Source organism: Bradyrhizobium sp. UFLA05-89, assembly GCF_059803475.1.
In genome coordinates this window covers 1-14,935 of record NZ_JBANBA010000158.1, presented here as the reverse complement: position 1 = coordinate 14,935, position 14,935 = coordinate 1, and the positions used below count along the sequence as shown (strand labels likewise).

The 14,935-nt window shown below is 64.4% G+C and carries 13 protein-coding genes; 7 read left to right on the top strand and 6 right to left on the bottom strand.

The annotated features are described in order from the left end of the window. The first annotated feature begins 319 nt into the window (after window positions 1–319). The 4 genes from mnmG to SO139_RS42470 all read left to right on the top strand — a co-directional run bounded on the left by mnmG (window position 320) and on the right by SO139_RS42470 (window position 4,902). Window positions 320–2,203, top strand: a complete 1,884-nt coding sequence (gene mnmG, locus SO139_RS42485) for a tRNA uridine-5-carboxymethylaminomethyl(34) synthesis enzyme MnmG (RefSeq protein WP_449380314.1) — start codon at window positions 320–322, stop codon at window positions 2,201–2,203. Window positions 2,204–2,335: 132 nt separating this feature from the next. Beyond that, complete coding sequence (gene rsmG / locus SO139_RS42480) at window positions 2,336–2,965, top strand: 16S rRNA (guanine(527)-N(7))-methyltransferase RsmG (protein ID WP_449380344.1); 630 nt, start codon at window positions 2,336–2,338, stop codon at window positions 2,963–2,965. 34 nt (window positions 2,966–2,999) lie between these two features. Continuing rightward, window positions 3,000–3,854 carry a ParA family protein gene (locus tag SO139_RS42475; RefSeq protein ID WP_449380313.1) on the top strand — a complete coding sequence of 285 codons (855 nt, stop codon included), beginning with the start codon at window positions 3,000–3,002 and terminating at the stop codon, window positions 3,852–3,854. Window positions 3,855–4,011: 157 nt separating this feature from the next. Continuing rightward, window positions 4,012–4,902 carry a ParB/RepB/Spo0J family partition protein gene (locus tag SO139_RS42470; RefSeq protein ID WP_449380312.1) on the top strand — a complete coding sequence of 297 codons (891 nt, stop codon included), beginning with the start codon at window positions 4,012–4,014 and terminating at the stop codon, window positions 4,900–4,902. Between the two features lie 141 nt (window positions 4,903–5,043). Here the strand turns inward: SO139_RS42470 and holA are convergent, their stop codons facing one another. The 4 genes from holA to SO139_RS42450 form a co-directional block, all read right to left on the bottom strand. Next, window positions 5,044–6,072 (bottom strand): DNA polymerase III subunit delta, encoded by a 1,029-nt coding sequence (holA, locus tag SO139_RS42465; RefSeq protein WP_498541903.1) that lies wholly within the window; start codon window positions 6,070–6,072, stop codon window positions 5,044–5,046. A 127-nt stretch (window positions 6,073–6,199) separates the two neighbouring features. Further along, window positions 6,200–6,751 carry an LPS assembly lipoprotein LptE gene (gene lptE / locus SO139_RS42460; RefSeq protein WP_449380311.1) on the bottom strand — a complete coding sequence of 184 codons (552 nt, stop codon included), beginning with the start codon at window positions 6,749–6,751 and terminating at the stop codon, window positions 6,200–6,202. Beyond that, window positions 6,738–9,362 (bottom strand): leucine--tRNA ligase, encoded by a 2,625-nt coding sequence (leuS, locus tag SO139_RS42455; RefSeq protein WP_498541902.1) that lies wholly within the window; start codon window positions 9,360–9,362, stop codon window positions 6,738–6,740. Before leuS ends, lptE begins: the two co-directional genes overlap by 14 nt. Before the next feature lie 114 nt (window positions 9,363–9,476). Beyond that, window positions 9,477–11,174, bottom strand: coding sequence for a diguanylate cyclase domain-containing protein (locus SO139_RS42450; RefSeq protein WP_449380309.1), 1,698 nt, complete (start codon window positions 11,172–11,174; stop codon window positions 9,477–9,479). 111 nt (window positions 11,175–11,285) lie between these two features. Between SO139_RS42450 and SO139_RS42445 the strand changes: the two genes are divergently transcribed. Then, a complete protein-coding gene (locus SO139_RS42445) occupies window positions 11,286–11,975 on the top strand; it encodes a YggS family pyridoxal phosphate-dependent enzyme (RefSeq protein ID WP_498541901.1) in 690 nt (229 codons plus the stop codon). A 143-nt stretch (window positions 11,976–12,118) separates the two neighbouring features. Here SO139_RS42445 and SO139_RS42440 read toward each other — a convergent pair whose 3' ends face one another. Together SO139_RS42440 and SO139_RS42435 are read right to left on the bottom strand one after the other, a co-directional pair. After that, entirely contained in the window at window positions 12,119–12,904 is a 786-nt protein-coding gene (locus tag SO139_RS42440) for a 2-keto-4-pentenoate hydratase (protein WP_498541900.1), read from the bottom strand. A 6-nt stretch (window positions 12,905–12,910) separates the two neighbouring features. After that, window positions 12,911–13,471, bottom strand: a complete 561-nt coding sequence (locus tag SO139_RS42435; protein ID WP_498541899.1) for a L,D-transpeptidase family protein — start codon at window positions 13,469–13,471, stop codon at window positions 12,911–12,913. Between the two features lie 201 nt (window positions 13,472–13,672). Between SO139_RS42435 and SO139_RS42430 the strand changes: the two genes are divergently transcribed. Both SO139_RS42430 and SO139_RS42425 read left to right on the top strand, forming a co-directional pair. Then, window positions 13,673–14,359, top strand: coding sequence for a response regulator transcription factor (locus SO139_RS42430; RefSeq protein ID WP_027525091.1), 687 nt, complete (start codon window positions 13,673–13,675; stop codon window positions 14,357–14,359). Between the two features lie 59 nt (window positions 14,360–14,418). Then, window positions 14,419–14,862 carry a cyclic nucleotide-binding domain-containing protein gene (locus SO139_RS42425; protein ID WP_449380305.1) on the top strand — a complete coding sequence of 148 codons (444 nt, stop codon included), beginning with the start codon at window positions 14,419–14,421 and terminating at the stop codon, window positions 14,860–14,862. The last annotated feature ends 73 nt before the right edge of the window (window positions 14,863–14,935 follow it).

Below are 14,935 nucleotides of genomic sequence, written 5' to 3'. Positions count from 1 at the left end.
CGAAGAGCTGGCCTGCAATCGAACAAAGAGCTGACCAACCACCTTGACACACCAACTCCCCATGTGAGCAATCCAGGATGTCACCTACGGACGATTCTGCATTGCTCCGCTGCGCTTGCAATGGCGTCGTTTGGCGCCAGACCTTCCCCAGCGAACCCAACTTGTTTCACGTGAAACACCGGGTGCCCCGTGCCTTCTACTTTGCATGGGGTTGTTTTGCGAAAAATGCCTCACGGCCGAGCGTCTCTGTTTCACGTGAAACAACCGTCTCACCAGTTTCCACTTCCGGCTTCATCGTCCCTGGGCTAGAAGTCCGCCTATGCGGACAGAGCGAGAGAGTTTCGACGTCATCGTGATTGGCGGCGGCCATGCCGGCTGTGAGGCCGCTGCTGCTGCTGCCCGGATGGGTGCGACGACTGCTCTGGTGACGCACCGTTTCTCGACCATCGGTGCGATGTCCTGCAATCCCGCCATCGGGGGTCTTGGCAAGGGCCACCTGGTCCGCGAGGTCGATGCGCTCGACGGTTTGATGGGCCGGGTGGCAGATGCCGGCGGCATTCAGTTCCGGATGCTCAATCGCCGCAAGGGTCCAGCCGTCCGCGGACCCCGGACGCAGGCTGACCGCAAGCTCTATGCGGCCGCGATGCAGGCTGCGATCCAACAGACCGATGGCCTCAGCGTGATTGAGGGCGAGGCGGACGAACTGATGGTCTCGGACGGTCGCGTCACCGGGCTCCGTCTGGCCGATGGCCGGATGATCCGGGCAGGGGCCGTCGTGGTCACTACCGGCACCTTTCTACGCGGCCTGATCCATCTCGGTGAGAAGAACTGGCCGGCGGGGCGCGTCGGCGAGGCGCCGGCAATGGGGCTGTCGAAGTCGTTTGAGCAGGCGGGCTTCACGCTGGGCCGGCTCAAGACCGGCACGCCGCCGCGCCTCGACGGCACGACGATCGACTGGTCCGCCGTGGAAATGCAGCCAGGAGACGATCCGCCGGAGCCGTTCTCGGTGATGACGGAGCGGATCACGACCCCGCAGATCCAGTGCGGCATCACCCGGACCACCGCTGCGACCCATGAGGTGATCCGGGCCAATGTGCATCGCTCGCCCATGTATTCGGGCCAGATCAAGAGCACGGGGCCGCGCTACTGCCCGTCGATCGAGGACAAGATCGTCCGCTTCGGCGATCGGGACGGCCACCAGATCTTCCTGGAGCCGGAAGGGCTCGATGACCCGACCGTTTATCCCAACGGCATCTCGACCTCGCTGCCGGAGGAGATTCAACTCGCGATCCTCGCCAGCATCCCCGGCCTGGAGCAGGTCAGGATGGTCCGGCCGGGCTATGCCATCGAATACGACCATGTCGATCCCCGCGAGCTCGATCCGACCCTCCAGACTAGGCGGGTGCAGGGACTGTTCCTGGCCGGACAGATCAATGGCACGACGGGATATGAGGAGGCTGCGGCCCAGGGCATTGTCGCCGGCCTGAACGCGGCATTGGCCGCGAGTGGGGCGGCGCTCACGGTATTCGACCGGGCCGACGGCTATCTCGGGGTTATGATCGACGACCTCGTCACCCGCGGCATCTCCGAACCCTATCGGATGTTCACCTCGCGCGCCGAGTATCGGCTGACCCTGCGGGCGGATAATGCCGACCAGCGTCTGACCGAGAAGGGCATCGACCTGGGATGTGTCGGCAGTGCCCGGACGGCGCACCATCGCGCCAAGATGGCAGCGCTCCAGGCCGCCAAAGCGCTGTCAAAGTCCTTGACGCTGACGCCAAACGAAGCGGCGCGACACGGGCTGTCCCTGAACCGGGACGGCCAGCGCCGGTCGGCCTTTGAGCTGTTGGCCTATCCGGATGTCGGCTGGGGCCAGGTTCGTGGCATCTGGCCGGAGCTGTCGGCCATTGACCCTGGGATCGCGACCCACCTTGAGATCGACGCCAAGTACGATGTCTATCTTGAGCGCCAGAGCGCCGACGTCGAGGCCTTCCGGCGGGACGAGGGGCTGGTTCTCGCCGATGTCGACTACCAGTTCGTGCCCGGACTCTCGAACGAGGTGCGGGCCAAGCTGGAGAAGGCACGACCCTTCACGGTGGGGCAGGCGGGCCGGATCGACGGCATGACGCCGGCAGCGCTGGGCATCCTCGCCGCGTATCTGCGCCGTGAGGCACGACGCAAGACTTCCAGGGCGACCGCTTAGGCGTTTCACGTGAAACAGCGCGGACCGGCCGGAGGCAAATCCAAGGGCAAATCCTCATCGCGGCGACCTGACACGGGAGAGGGGGCCCGGAAGACGGCGCCGTCACCAAACGCGGAGGCGCTAGATTCGGCGCTGGCGGCGGACAAGGCTGCAGCCCTCGAGCTCGCGCCCGTTTCACGTGAAACGGAGATGCGCCTCGATCGCTACGTCGCGTTGCTCCGGGAGTGGCAGGCCAAGACCAATCTGGTCGCGCCTTCGACGCTGCCGCATCTCTGGACCCGCCACATCGCCGATTCACTCCAGCTCGTCTCGCTCGCACCATCGGCGAAGCGCTGGGCCGATCTCGGCAGCGGCGGCGGCTTTCCGGGTGTGGTGCTGGCCTGCATGATGGCGGAGATTCCGGGCGCCAGTGTCCACCTCGTCGAACGAATCGCGAAGAAGGCCGCCTTCCTGCGCGAAGCGATCCGAATCGCCGGCGCTCCGGGGGTCGTACATCTCGCTGAGATCGGGGATAATGTGGATAGAATCACCGGCCCGGTCGATTGCGTCACCGCGCGCGCACTGGCTCCGCTACATCAACTCATCGGCTTTGCGGAGCCCTTGGTGCGTAGCGGTGCAAAAGCGTTGTTTCCCAAGGGCCAAGATGTAGAGGCTGAATTGACCGAAGCCGCTAAATATTGGACTATTCAGCCCAAGCTCCATCAAAGCCGGACGGGCGACGGTTGGATCGTGGAGCTGGACACTATCCAGCGGCGTGGGTGAGGGCCCGGAAAACGGGGGCGAGTGGGGAAGTGGCATGACCGTGATTGACGAACCTCAGCAGGAGCAGACCGAGACGGTGCCGCAGGGCCATCCGCGGATCCTGGCGCTCGCGAATCAGAAGGGCGGCGTGGGAAAAACAACCACGGCGATCAACCTCGGCACGGCACTCGCGGCGATTGGTGAGCGCGTCCTGATCGTCGATCTCGATCCGCAAGGCAACGCCTCGACCGGTCTCGGCATCGATCGACGCAACCGCTCCTGCTCGACCTATGACGTGCTGGTCGGCGAAGCCGCCTTGCGCGAAGCGGTGGTCTCGACTGCGGTGCCGCGGCTGCACATCGCACCCTCGACAATGGACCTCTCCGGACTCGAGCTTGAGCTCGGCACCACGCCTGGCCGCGCCTTCCGCCTGCGCGATGCGATCTCTTCGCTCAACAACAACGTCTCGCCGGATGCAGACTACACCTACGTGCTGATCGACTGCCCGCCCTCGCTCAACCTGCTCACGGTGAATGCGATGGCGGCCTCCGATGCGATCCTGGTGCCGTTGCAATGCGAGTTCTTCGCGCTCGAAGGTCTGTCGCAACTGCTCCAGACGGTCGAGCAGGTGCGCTCGACACTGAATCCCGGCCTATCGATCCACGGCATCGTGCTGACCATGTTCGACTCGCGCAACAATTTGTCGAACCAGGTCGTCGCCGACGTCCGCCAGTTCATGGGCGAGAAGGTCTACAAGACCATGATCCCGCGCAACGTGCGCATCTCAGAGGCGCCGTCCTACGGCAAGCCGGTGCTGGTCTACGATCTCAAATGCGTCGGCAGCGAAGCGTATTTGCGGCTCGCCACCGAAGTGATCCAGCGCGAGCGCGAGCTGCGCACGACACATTGAAACTGCCGTAGGGTAGGCAAAGCGAAGCGCGCCCACCAAAATCGTTCGATTGGAAAGATGGTGGGCACGGCGTGAAGACGCGCCTTTGCCCACCCTACGATCGAGAATCTGAAATTCAGTTCTGGAGTACTGCTACGTGAATCCAAGGGAGCTGGCGATGGCCGACGAAGCGCGTTCGCGACTGGGCCGGGGTCTTGCGAGTCTGATCGGTGATGTCGGCGGGGAGGCGGCGCATGTCGAGCGGCCGCGCGCGCAGCGCAAGGTGCCGATCGAATTCATCAAACCCAATCCGCGTAACCCGCGCCGCACTTTTTCGGAAGTTGAGCTCAAGGAGCTCTCTGACTCCATCAAGCAGCATGGCGTGATCCAGCCGATCGTAGTCCGTCCAGTGAAGGGCACGCAGGACCGTTACGAGATTATCGCCGGCGAGCGGCGCTGGCGTGCCTCCCAGCTCGCTGGTTTGCACGAGGTGCCGATCGTTCCGGTCGACATCAGCGACAGCGATGCGCTGGAGTTCGCGATCATCGAGAACGTGCAACGCGAAGACCTCAACCCGATGGAAGAAGCGCAGGGCTATCACGCGCTCGCGGGCGAGTTCAAACGCAGTCAGGACGACATCGCAAAAGTCGTCGGCAAGAGCCGCAGCCACGTCGCCAACATGATGCGGCTGACGAAGTTGCCGGTGGAAGTGCAGGCCTTCATCGCGAGCGGGCAGTTGACGGCCGGCCACGCCCGCGCGCTGATCGGCGTGCCCGATCCGCTCACGGCGGCCAAGCGCATCGTCGAGGAAGGCCTCAACGTGCGCCAGGCCGAAGCGCTCGCGCACGAGGAGGGCGTGCCGGAGCGCAAGCCGCAGAAGGCGCGCGCCGGGGCAGGGGCCAAGGAGAAAGACCCCGACACGATCGATCTTGAAAAGCGCGTCAGCGATGCGCTCGGCCTCAAGGTCACCGTCAACCACCGCGATCCCGGCGGCTCCGTCCAGATCAACTACCGCAACCTCGAGCAGCTCGACGAGGTGATGCGCAGGTTGGCGAAGGGCGTGCTCTAACTCCGCGCCGTCATTCCGGGGCTCGCGAAGCGAGAACCCGGGATCTCGCGCAACAACCTCTAGATTCTATGGTGCGCAATTGCCCACCATAGTTCGCGCCTGAAGGCGCGTCTCGCAATGACGCGTGGATGGAGCGGAGTTTCAACCCCGCCGCTTCGCGTTCGCGGCGATCGCCATCAGCGTGCGCTGCGCGATCGCGGCGGCGAGGGACGGCTGCTTGCGGGTATCGAGGGCTGCGGTTGCAAGCTGCTCGATGACGCCGGCAAGTCGCGCCACGCTGAAATTGCGCAGCGCCGTTTCGGCCGCGGGCTTTCGTGAAAAATGCAGCCGTGGAAACCCGCCTTCGAGCACGGCCGAGATCGGCGTGCCCTCGGCGACGGTGAGCGCCGACTTGTGCAGCCACGCCGCCTGGCGCTGCGCGGCTGAGATGATCATGCCGGGATAGGTTCCGGCGATCATCGCCTTGGCGAACTCGCTTTCGACGATGTCGGGGCGTCCGGCGAAGGCGCCGTCGACGATCGGATCGAGCTTGAGCTCGGACGCGTCAGCAACGACCGCCATCACGTCGTCGAGCGTGATCTCGCCCTTGCCGTGAGCATAGAGCGTCAGCTTGCGCAGCTCGTTGCGCGAGGCCTGGCGGTCGCCGCCGAGGAACGACATCAGCGCGGCGCGCGCGTCCTGCGCGATATGCAAATTGGCGATGCGCAGCTCGTCTTCCATCAGCTTGGCGAGATCGCGCTCGGTGTCGGGATAGCAGCCGATCGCGACTGCCGTCTTGGCGCGCTCGCAGGCCTTGCGCAGCGGCGATTCGGGACGGAGCTCGCCGGCCTCGATCACGATGCGGCAGTCCGTCACGTTCATCTCGGCCAGCGTGTCGACGCCACTGGCAAAGCTGCGCGAGCCGGCGCGCACGCGGATGGCGCGGCGGCCGCCGAACAGCGGCACGGTCATGGCTTCGTCGACGAGGCGCGAGGGTTCAGCCGAGAGTTCATCGCCGTCGAGCTTGACCAGCGAGAAGGGGTCGTTGGGATCATCGACCGCGGATGCGATCAGCGCGTCGGCGCGCTCGCGAACGAGCCCGGCATCGGGGCCATAGAGCAGGATGATCGGACGGCCCGAATCGGGGCGGGCGAGGAAGGCGTCGATCTCTTTTCCGCGCAACGCGACCATGGGCCAAATCGTCATTCGGGGCGCGCAGCGCGCGAACTATGGTGCGCAAATGCGCACCAGAGAATCCAGAGGTTACGGATCGTCATTCCGCGTTCACGCTTCGCGTGCCCCGGAATGACGGAAGCGGTTACGTGCCGGCGGTGAAGAAGGCGGCGAGGCGGGTCGAGATGTTGTCGGCGACCTCGTTGGCGGCACGGTCTTCCGCATCGCGAACGGCGCGCTGACGCGCGAAGCGCTGGTAGGAGCCCGGGATGTCGTAGGACACGCGCGAGAAGGTGGTGCCGGTCATCACCGAAGTGTTGGTCGCGTTGTTGATCAGATTATACTGAACGTCGATGCCGTAGTTCTCGCTCGTCGGCAGGCCCGTCGCGGAGCTGATGAGCAGTGAGGAGCGGCTGGTCGTGAACCGCAGCTCCAGGCGGTGGGTCGGCGGCGCGCCGGTGGCGCTGCCATAAAGCTTGAAGGCGAGGGCGTTGCGGATCTCCACGCCGACCCGGGCCTCGCGCGAGGCATTGGGCTTGTCGACGGGGGGGATTTCCACGCCCATCAATTTGTCCCGCAATCCCGGAGTACCGTCGGTATGCTCGGCATACATCGGCCGGAAGCAGCCGGCCGTCATTGCCGCAAGGGCGGCAACCGCGACGAGGCGGGCAGCGATGCGGATCCTAGCCGACAACATTCACGATCCTCTTGGGGACGATGATCACCTTGCGGACGGGCTTGCCGTCCAGGGCCAGCTTTACCGCATCGAGGGCCAAAACGGCAGCCTCGATTTCCGGATTCTGGGCCACTGTTGCAACCGTGACCTCACCCCGCTTCTTGCCGTTGACCTGGACCACCAGGGTCACAGTGTCTTCAACCAGCAAATCGCGTTCGATTTGCGGCCATGCGGCCTCCGAAACGAAGCCGGTCTGGCCCGCTACCCGCCAGCACTCCTCGGCCAGGTGCGGCATCATCGGGGAGAACAGCTGGACCAGGATGGCCCCGGCCTCCCGGATCGCCCAGCCGAGGTCGGCCGCCGGCTGGCCGGGGCGCTGGAGCACCTCGGACAGGCTGTTGGCGAATTCGCGGATATGGGCGAGGCAGACGTTGAAGTGCAGCCGCTCGATTCCGATCGTGACCTTGTCCAGCGCGCTATGGGCGGCCTTGCGCAGGGCGATCGCATCCGCGCCAAAGCTCGCCGGCCGGGCCGCCGGCGCGCCCTTGGAGGCTTCCGCGGCTTCGTTCACCAGCCGCCACAGCCGCTGCACGAAGCGCGAGGCGCCCTGAACGCGCTCGTCGCTCCAGATCACGTCGCGGTCGGGCGGTGAGTCCGACAACATGAACCAGCGCGCGACATCGGCGCCATAGGTCTCGATGATGTCGTCGGGGTCGACCGTGTTCTTCTTCGACTTCGACATCTTCTCGATCGCGCCGATCTGGATGTCTTCGCCTGTGCTGAGCAGCGTGGCGCGCCGGCCATTGCCGCCGGTCTCGACCTTCACCTCGACCGGCTGCACGTAGGTGCCGTCGGCCTTCTGGTAGGTCTCGTGCACCACCATGCCCTGCGTGAACATGCCGGCGAACGGCTCATCCAGCGCGATATGGCCGGTCGCCTTCATCGCGCGGGTGAAGAAGCGGCTGTAGAGCAGATGCAGAATCGCATGCTCGACGCCGCCGATATACTGGTCGACCGGCAGCATCCGGTTCGCCACCGCAGGCGTCGTCGGCGAGGCCTCGTTCCAGGGATCGGTGAAGCGCGCAAAGTACCAGGACGAGTCCACGAAGGTGTCCATGGTGTCGGTTTCGCGCAGAGCCTTGCCGCCGCATTTCGGGCAGGTGACGTGCTTCCAGGTCGGATGATGGTCGAGCGCGTTGCCCGGCTTGTCGAAGGTCGCATCGTCAGGCAGCTTCACCGGCAGCTCTGAATCCGGCACCGGCACCACGTCGCATTTCGGGCAGTGGATGACGGGAATCGGGCAGCCCCAATAGCGCTGGCGCGAGATGCCCCAGTCGCGCAGGCGGAAATTCACCTGGCGCTCGCCGATGGGCGCGTTGCCGCGCATCTCGTTTTCCAGGCGCTTTGCGATCTCTTCCTTCGCCGCGTCGATGGTCATGCCGTCGAGGAAGCGCGAATTGATCATGCGGCCGTCACCGTCATAGGCGGTGTCGGTGATGACAAAGGTCTTCGGATCCTGGCCTTCGGGGCACACCACCGGCGTGACGCCGAGATTGTACTTGTTGACGAAGTCGAGGTCGCGCTGGTCATGGCCCGGGCAGCCGAAGATCGCGCCGGTGCCGTATTCCATCAGCACGAAGTTCGCGACATAGACCGGCAGCTTCCAGGTCGGATCGAACGGGTGGACGGCGCGGATGCCGGTGTCAAAGCCCTGCTTCTCGGCGGTGTCGATGATCTCCTGCGCTGTGCCGATCTTCTTGATCTCGGCGATGAACTCGGCAAGCTTCGGGTTTTTGGCGGCGGCAGCCTGCGCCAGCGGATGATCGGCCGAGATCGCCATGAACTTTGCGCCGAACAGCGTGTCCGGGCGCGTCGTGAAAATCTTCAGTTCGCTCTCGCCGGCAGGCGTCGTTGCCTGATCCAGCGCAAAGCGGATCAGCAGGCCCTCGGAGCGGCCGATCCAATTGCGCTGCATCAGCCGCACCTTGTCCGGCCAGCGGTCGAGCGTATCCAGCGCGCTCAGGAGCTCCTGCGAGTACTTCGTGATCTTGAAGACCCACTGGTTCATTTCCCGTTGTTCAACGACAGCGCCCGAACGCCAGCCACGGCCGTCGATCACCTGCTCGTTGGCGAGCACCGTCATGTCGACGGGGTCCCAGTTCACCTTGCGCTTCTCGCGCTCGGCGAGGCCCTCGCGCAGGAAGTCCAGGAACATCTTCTGCTGGTGCTTGTAGTAGGAGGGATCGCAGGTTGCGATCTCGCGGCTCCAGTCCAGCGACAACCCGATCGAGCGGAGCTGCTTCTTCATCGCTGCGATGTTGTCGTAGGTCCAGGCTTTCGGCGCGACCTTGCGCTCGATCGCGGCGTTCTCCGCCGGCAGGCCGAAGGCATCCCAGCCCATCGGGTGCAGCACGTTGAAACCCTTGGCGCGCATGAAGCGGGCCAGCACGTCACCGAGCGTATAGTTCCGGACGTGGCCGATATGGATGCGCCCGGACGGGTAAGGGAACATCTCCAGCACGTAGTATTTCGGCCGCGAATCGTCGTTTCGGGAGACGAAGATCGCCTTTTCGTCCCAGGCGGCTTGCCAGCGCGGTTCGGAATCGCGGGCGTTATAACGTTCGGAGGTCATGGAATCGTTGCGGTTTTCTAGGGTTCGGCCGTCGTAAAGACGGCGGACTAGGCCACAAAAGCAGCTCGGGGGTCAACGTCTAAGGCCTTCAAAACGGCCTGAGCGGGAGCTGTTTCAGACCGCCATCGCCATCGCGCTGGCGCCTTCGCTCTCCTGCACCGAACCGTGCTCGACGACGGTGTTGCGGCCGCGATGTTTGGCGGCGTAGAGCGCGGCGTCGGCCGCTTCGATGAGATCGCCCGGACGCAAGGTCTCATTGGGCCGCGCTGCGGCAACGCCGATCGAGACGGTGACGATCATGTGGCTCGAGGTGATATGCGGCAGGCACAGCCGCAGCACTGCGGCGCGAACGGTCTCGCCGATCTCCATGGCGCGCGTGAGGTCCGTGTTCGGCAGCAACAGGCAGAATTCCTCGCCGCCATACCGCGCGGCAAAGCCCATGGTGTCGGCCGCAATCCCCGACAGCGTTTCGCCGAGCCGGGTCAGGCAGGAATCGCCCTCGAGATGGCCATAGGTGTCGTTGAAGAGCTTGAAATGATCGACGTCGATCATCAGCAGCGACAGGTCGCTGTCATATTGCTGCGCGCGCATCCATTCGAAATCGAGGCGGCTCTGGAAGCCGCGGCGGTTGGCAAGACCCGACAGCATGTCGATCGAGGCCATCACGGTCAGCCGGTCGTTGCTCGCGATCAGCTCGCGTTCACGCTGCCCGAGCTGTGCGGCCATCGCATTGAAGGCCCGGGCGAGCGGCACGAACTCGGCTGGCAGGCGATTGCGCGCGGCGCGGGCCGAGAGGTCGCCCTGGCCAAAGCGCTTGGCCATGTCCGCGAGCATCTCGATCGGCTTGATCACCAGCTTCTCTGCCGCAATCAGTGCGCCGAGCAGAACGAACACGACGACGAAAGCGAGCTGGAGATAAGCGGTGCGGATGTCGCGGCTGACGGCGGCAGAGACCTTGTCCTCGTCGATGCTGGCGATCAGGCGCGCATTGGTGCCGGCGATGCGCATGTAGCTGACTGCGCGGCGGGAGCCGTCGACCGCCGTGAAGGACAGCGATCCCTCGTCCTGATCCGAGCGCAGCGCCATGTCGGCGATCGCCGACATCAGCGGCAGGTTGTCGAGCGGACGTCCGACCGCGCTGTACTGGTCGGCGGGCGCGGCCAGCACCGTGCCGGTGCTATCGACCAGCACGGCCGAAATGCCGGAGCGGCCGCCCAGATTGTTCATGATCTTCGACATCCAGTCGAGGTTCACGGTCGCGAGCACCACGGCGTCCGGGACGCCCGAGAGCGCGGAGACCGGATAGACCGCCATCACGGTCGGCATCTGCGAAGGTTTTGCCAGCAGGAAATCGGAGAGCACGAAACGGCCGGTTTCCTGCGCCTGTTGGAAATAGGGCCGGTCACTCAAGTCGAGGCCGACATACATGTTGTTGGTCGAGCACTGGATGCGGCCGTCCTGGCCGGCGATCAGCAGCGTGCGAATCCAGGGCAGGCTGGCCGGCAGGCTCGCGCGCAATACGTCGCAGCTCTTGCTGACGCCGCCGGCGGAAGCGCGGATGAAAGCCTCGGATTTCAAAATGGTCTCGACCGACGAAATCACCTCGCGCTGCGCGTCCGCGCTGTGCCTCGCAACGGTGGTGAACTCGGTCGTCGCTTGCGCGATCTGCTTGACGCGCGCATCTTCGAGCGAACGGATGCGCTCCAGCATCAGGGGCGTCACCAGAATCACCGCGAGCAACGCAAGCCGGGCCCGGATTCCGAGAACCTGCTTGAGTTTCGCGCGTTTGCGGTTGAGACTGATGTTGGCCATTTTTGTGCTACCCACCCCGCGCGCAACTTAGTTCCAAGGGTTCAAGAAGCCTTTCTTGAACTCGGTAAAATTGGAACTACCTCCGTAGAGACACGGGTCTCGAGCGATGTCATGACAGAAGCCAACGCCTTGCCGCTAACCGGGCATTCACCAAATGCGCTCGCCGTTGTGGAGCAGGAGATCGCGCGCGCCTGCAAGGACGCGCAGCGCGATCGCGCTGCGGTGACGCTGATCGCGGTGTCGAAGACGTTCGCCGCGGATGCGATTACGCCGGTCATCGCGGCCGGACAGCGCGTATTCGGCGAGAATCGCGTGCAGGAAGCCAAGGCGAAGTGGCCGGCGTTAATTTCTGGTTACTCGGATATCGCACTGCATCTGATCGGACCGCTGCAATCCAACAAGGCGAAAGAAGCGGTCGCGCTGTTCGACGCCATTCATTCGGTCGACCGTCCGAGCATTTGCCAGGCGTTAGCCAAGGAAATCGAATCCCAGAACCGGCACCCGCAGCTCTTCGTCCAGATCAACACCGGCGAGGAGCCGCAGAAGGCCGGCGTCGCGCCCGGTGAGGCGGATGCCTTCATCGCGAGCTGCAGGGACACCTACGGGCTCACCATTTCCGGCCTGATGTGCATCCCGCCAGCGAACGAGCCGCCGGCCGCGCATTTCGCGCTCACCGCCAAGATCGCCGCGCGCAACGGATTGAAGAATCTCTCGATGGGCATGAGCGCGGATTTCGCCACCGCCATCATGTTAGGTGCCACGCATATCCGCGTGGGCTCGGCGATCTTCGGGCATCGGTAGTAGCGGTCGGCGAAGGCCGTGCCTCACGCAAGATCTCAAGTTCGTCATTGCGAGCGACGCGAAGCAATCTAGTATCCTTCCGCTGAGGCAGCCTGGATTGCTTCGTCGCTTCGCTCCTCGCAATGACGGCGCAGTGTGAGTGACTACCCGAATCTCACCGAGACCTTTCCCAGCGCACCGAAATCGGCGGCGAGATGATCGCCGGCCCCAATCGGCAGCGGCGGATGGCAGGTGCCGGTCGTCACCACCTCCCCCGCTCTTAATGTGATCCTGAGCGCGCGCAGCTCGTTGGCAAGCCAGGCGAGTGCGACACGGGGATCGCCAAGCACGTTCTTGCCATGGCCGACGTAGCGCTGGCCACGCAGCGCGATCTCTGGCCGCTCCTCCACGAGATCACGCGCGCGCCAATCCACCGTGGTCGGCGCGCCCAGCACGAACAGATGGGCGCACGCATTGTCGGCGATGAGCTGCGCCTCGCCGGCGCTGGCGAAATCGACAAAGCGCGAGTCCGGAATTTCGATCGCGGGATGCAGCGTATCGACCGCCGCAAGTACTTCGCCGACGCCAAACGGCGAAGACTGCGGCGGCAGGTCGCGCGCCATGCGAAAGGCGAATTCCGGCTCGCCCACCCGCATCTCGTTGCCCTTCATCGAGGCCGTGCCGCCATCGGCGATGACGGTGTCGCTCAGGATGCGCCCGGCCATCGGTCCCCTGACGTTGATGTGCTTTTGCCCGGCCTCGCTGGTTGCCGCGATCTTCCAGCCGAACAGCTTGCCGCCTGAAGCGGATTCGAGCGCGGCCTGGATGGCATAGCCCTCGCTGCGCGTATGCGGCCGCAAGGCGGTTTCGAGCGCGTCAAGCTTGGTGCCGGCGCTCCAATGGCCTGCGAGCACCCGCGAGGCAGCCTTGATCTGGTTCTCGTCGAGCATGGTCCCTCACCCGATGATGATCCTGGTCCGTGGTCCAAGCCGCCGCAACAACTGCACCATCGCTGCTTGCCTCATGGAGACGCAGCCGGCCGTCGGCCCAAAATTGTCTCGCGCCAGATGCAGGAATACGGCACTGCCGCGCCCGGGAATGCGTGGCCGCGTATTGTGGTCGATCTCGACGATGAAGTCATAGAGGTGGTCGGCGCGCGTGAGCCGATCGCCGCCCTGCCCCGCCCCGCGCCGGATCGGCCGGTTGTAATGGCGGTCGGCGGGGTCTTCGCACCAGGCATCCTCGGGCTGAATGGCGCGGGCCGGCAGGAAGGTCTGCGGCCGGTTGTGGCGGTCGCCCCGCCACCAGAGCTGCCGCGGCCGAAAGCTGCCCTTCGGCGTGCCGCCGTCGCCCTCGCGCTTGTTGGCGCGAATGCCGCCACGGCCGAGCGCGACGGGAATCGTCAGGGGTCCGGCGGTCAGCCAGCCCCGCCGCGGATTGCCAGCCGACGCTCTCACCCGGATCGTGGAAAGCGGTCTGTTCTTGGCGTAAGTAATTGAGGAATAAGGATTTTTCATGTGAAGGCGCGGTGCCGGCTTCATTACAGGACATTCATCGAAAAGCCCTGCTATTCTGAGTTAAAGTAGTTCTGGCTTGAGAATCGGTAACAGCCCACTACTTCAACACGAACAACAATAATAACGGCGACCTCTAACTTACCAATCGCAGCTCTGAGGCGGCATGCGCGCGTCGGAGTTCGACCCCAAAAGGATGACCCCATGGCCAATGCCCGCAAGATCCTGATCGTGGATGACGATTCCGATCTGCGCGATACGTTGGTGGAGCAATTATCGCTGCACGAAGAGTTCGAAGCCTCCGCCGTCGATACCGGTGCGAAGGGCGCGAGCGCCGCAAAGGCCAATTCCCCCGATCTGGTACTGATGGATGTCGGCCTGCCCGACACCGACGGCCGCGAGGTGGTGCGTAGCTTGCGCAAGGGCGGTTTCAAGGCCCCGATCATCATGCTGACCGGGCACGATACGGATTCCGATACGATTTTGGGCCTGGAATCCGGCGCCAACGATTATGTGGCAAAGCCCTTCCGCTTCGCGGTGCTGCTGGCGCGCATCCGCGCCCAGCTTCGTCAGCACGAAGCGAGCGAAGACGCGGTGTTCTCGGTCGGGCCCTACAGCTTCCGTCCGGGCTCGAAGATGCTGACCGCGGCCAATGCCCGCAAGGTGCGGCTGACCGAGAAGGAAACCGCCATCCTTCGCTTCCTCTACCGGGCCGGCCAGATGCCGGTCTCGCGCGAGACGCTGCTCCAGGAGGTCTGGGGCTATAATTCCGGTGTCACCACGCACACGCTGGAAACCCACATCTACCGTCTCCGCCAGAAGATCGAGAAGGACGCTGCCAACCCGGAAATCCTGGTCACGGAAGCCGGTGGCTACAAGCTGGTGCCGTGATACGCTCCCAAGGTCCCGCGAATCGTTTGAGATCGCGGGCCTTTGAGCCACGGACCTGAATGTCAATCGACGACGACGTAGCGCTGCTCGAGCGTGTCCCGACACTGCGCCTGTTGGGAGACGCTTCGCTGCGCATGTTGGCGATCGGTTCCGAGCAGCGCGATTTCGTGCGCGGCGACGTCCTCTTCAATCAGGGCGACGACGCGGACGCCGGCTTCGTGGTTCAGCGCGGCGCCTTTCGCGTCGAGGACGGCGCCGGCGCCGAGATGATCGCCGGCCCCGGCACGCTGATCGGCGAGCTCGCGCTGGTGGTGCCGATGAAGCGTCCCTCGAGTGCGATCGCGCTCGAGCACTCCTCCGTCATCCGCGTCGCCCGCAGCCTGTTTCAGCGCGTGCTGGAGAGCGATCCGGCCGCCGCTCTCCGCCTGCGCGATGAGTTCGCGATCCGGTCGAGCCAGATCGCAAGCGATATTCTGACGGCGGGCTCGAAGCTGAATAACTAAAGCGGGATGGGGTTAGGTTGAATCGATTTGGGATTCCCAAATCAGCTTGCTTCTGATTCACCATGCTGGCTGG

Coding starts and splice junctions, on each gene's coding strand:
- mnmG (WP_449380314.1), top strand. CDS start 320: ATGCGGACAGAGCGAGAGAGTTTCGACGTCATCGTGATTGGCGGCGGC.
- SO139_RS42475 (WP_449380313.1), top strand. CDS start 3,000: ATGACCGTGATTGACGAACCTCAGCAGGAGCAGACCGAGACGGTGCCG.
- SO139_RS42470 (WP_449380312.1), top strand. CDS start 4,012: ATGGCCGACGAAGCGCGTTCGCGACTGGGCCGGGGTCTTGCGAGTCTG.
- holA (WP_498541903.1), bottom strand. CDS start 6,072: ATGGTCGCGTTGCGCGGAAAAGAGATCGACGCCTTCCTCGCCCGCCCC.
- lptE (WP_449380311.1), bottom strand. CDS start 6,751: ATGTTGTCGGCTAGGATCCGCATCGCTGCCCGCCTCGTCGCGGTTGCC.
- leuS (WP_498541902.1), bottom strand. CDS start 9,362: ATGACCTCCGAACGTTATAACGCCCGCGATTCCGAACCGCGCTGGCAA.
- SO139_RS42450 (WP_449380309.1), bottom strand. CDS start 11,174: ATGGCCAACATCAGTCTCAACCGCAAACGCGCGAAACTCAAGCAGGTT.
- SO139_RS42445 (WP_498541901.1), top strand. CDS start 11,286: ATGACAGAAGCCAACGCCTTGCCGCTAACCGGGCATTCACCAAATGCG.
- SO139_RS42440 (WP_498541900.1), bottom strand. CDS start 12,904: ATGCTCGACGAGAACCAGATCAAGGCTGCCTCGCGGGTGCTCGCAGGC.
- SO139_RS42435 (WP_498541899.1), bottom strand. CDS start 13,471: ATGAAAAATCCTTATTCCTCAATTACTTACGCCAAGAACAGACCGCTT.
- SO139_RS42430 (WP_027525091.1), top strand. CDS start 13,673: ATGGCCAATGCCCGCAAGATCCTGATCGTGGATGACGATTCCGATCTG.
- SO139_RS42425 (WP_449380305.1), top strand. CDS start 14,419: ATGTCAATCGACGACGACGTAGCGCTGCTCGAGCGTGTCCCGACACTG.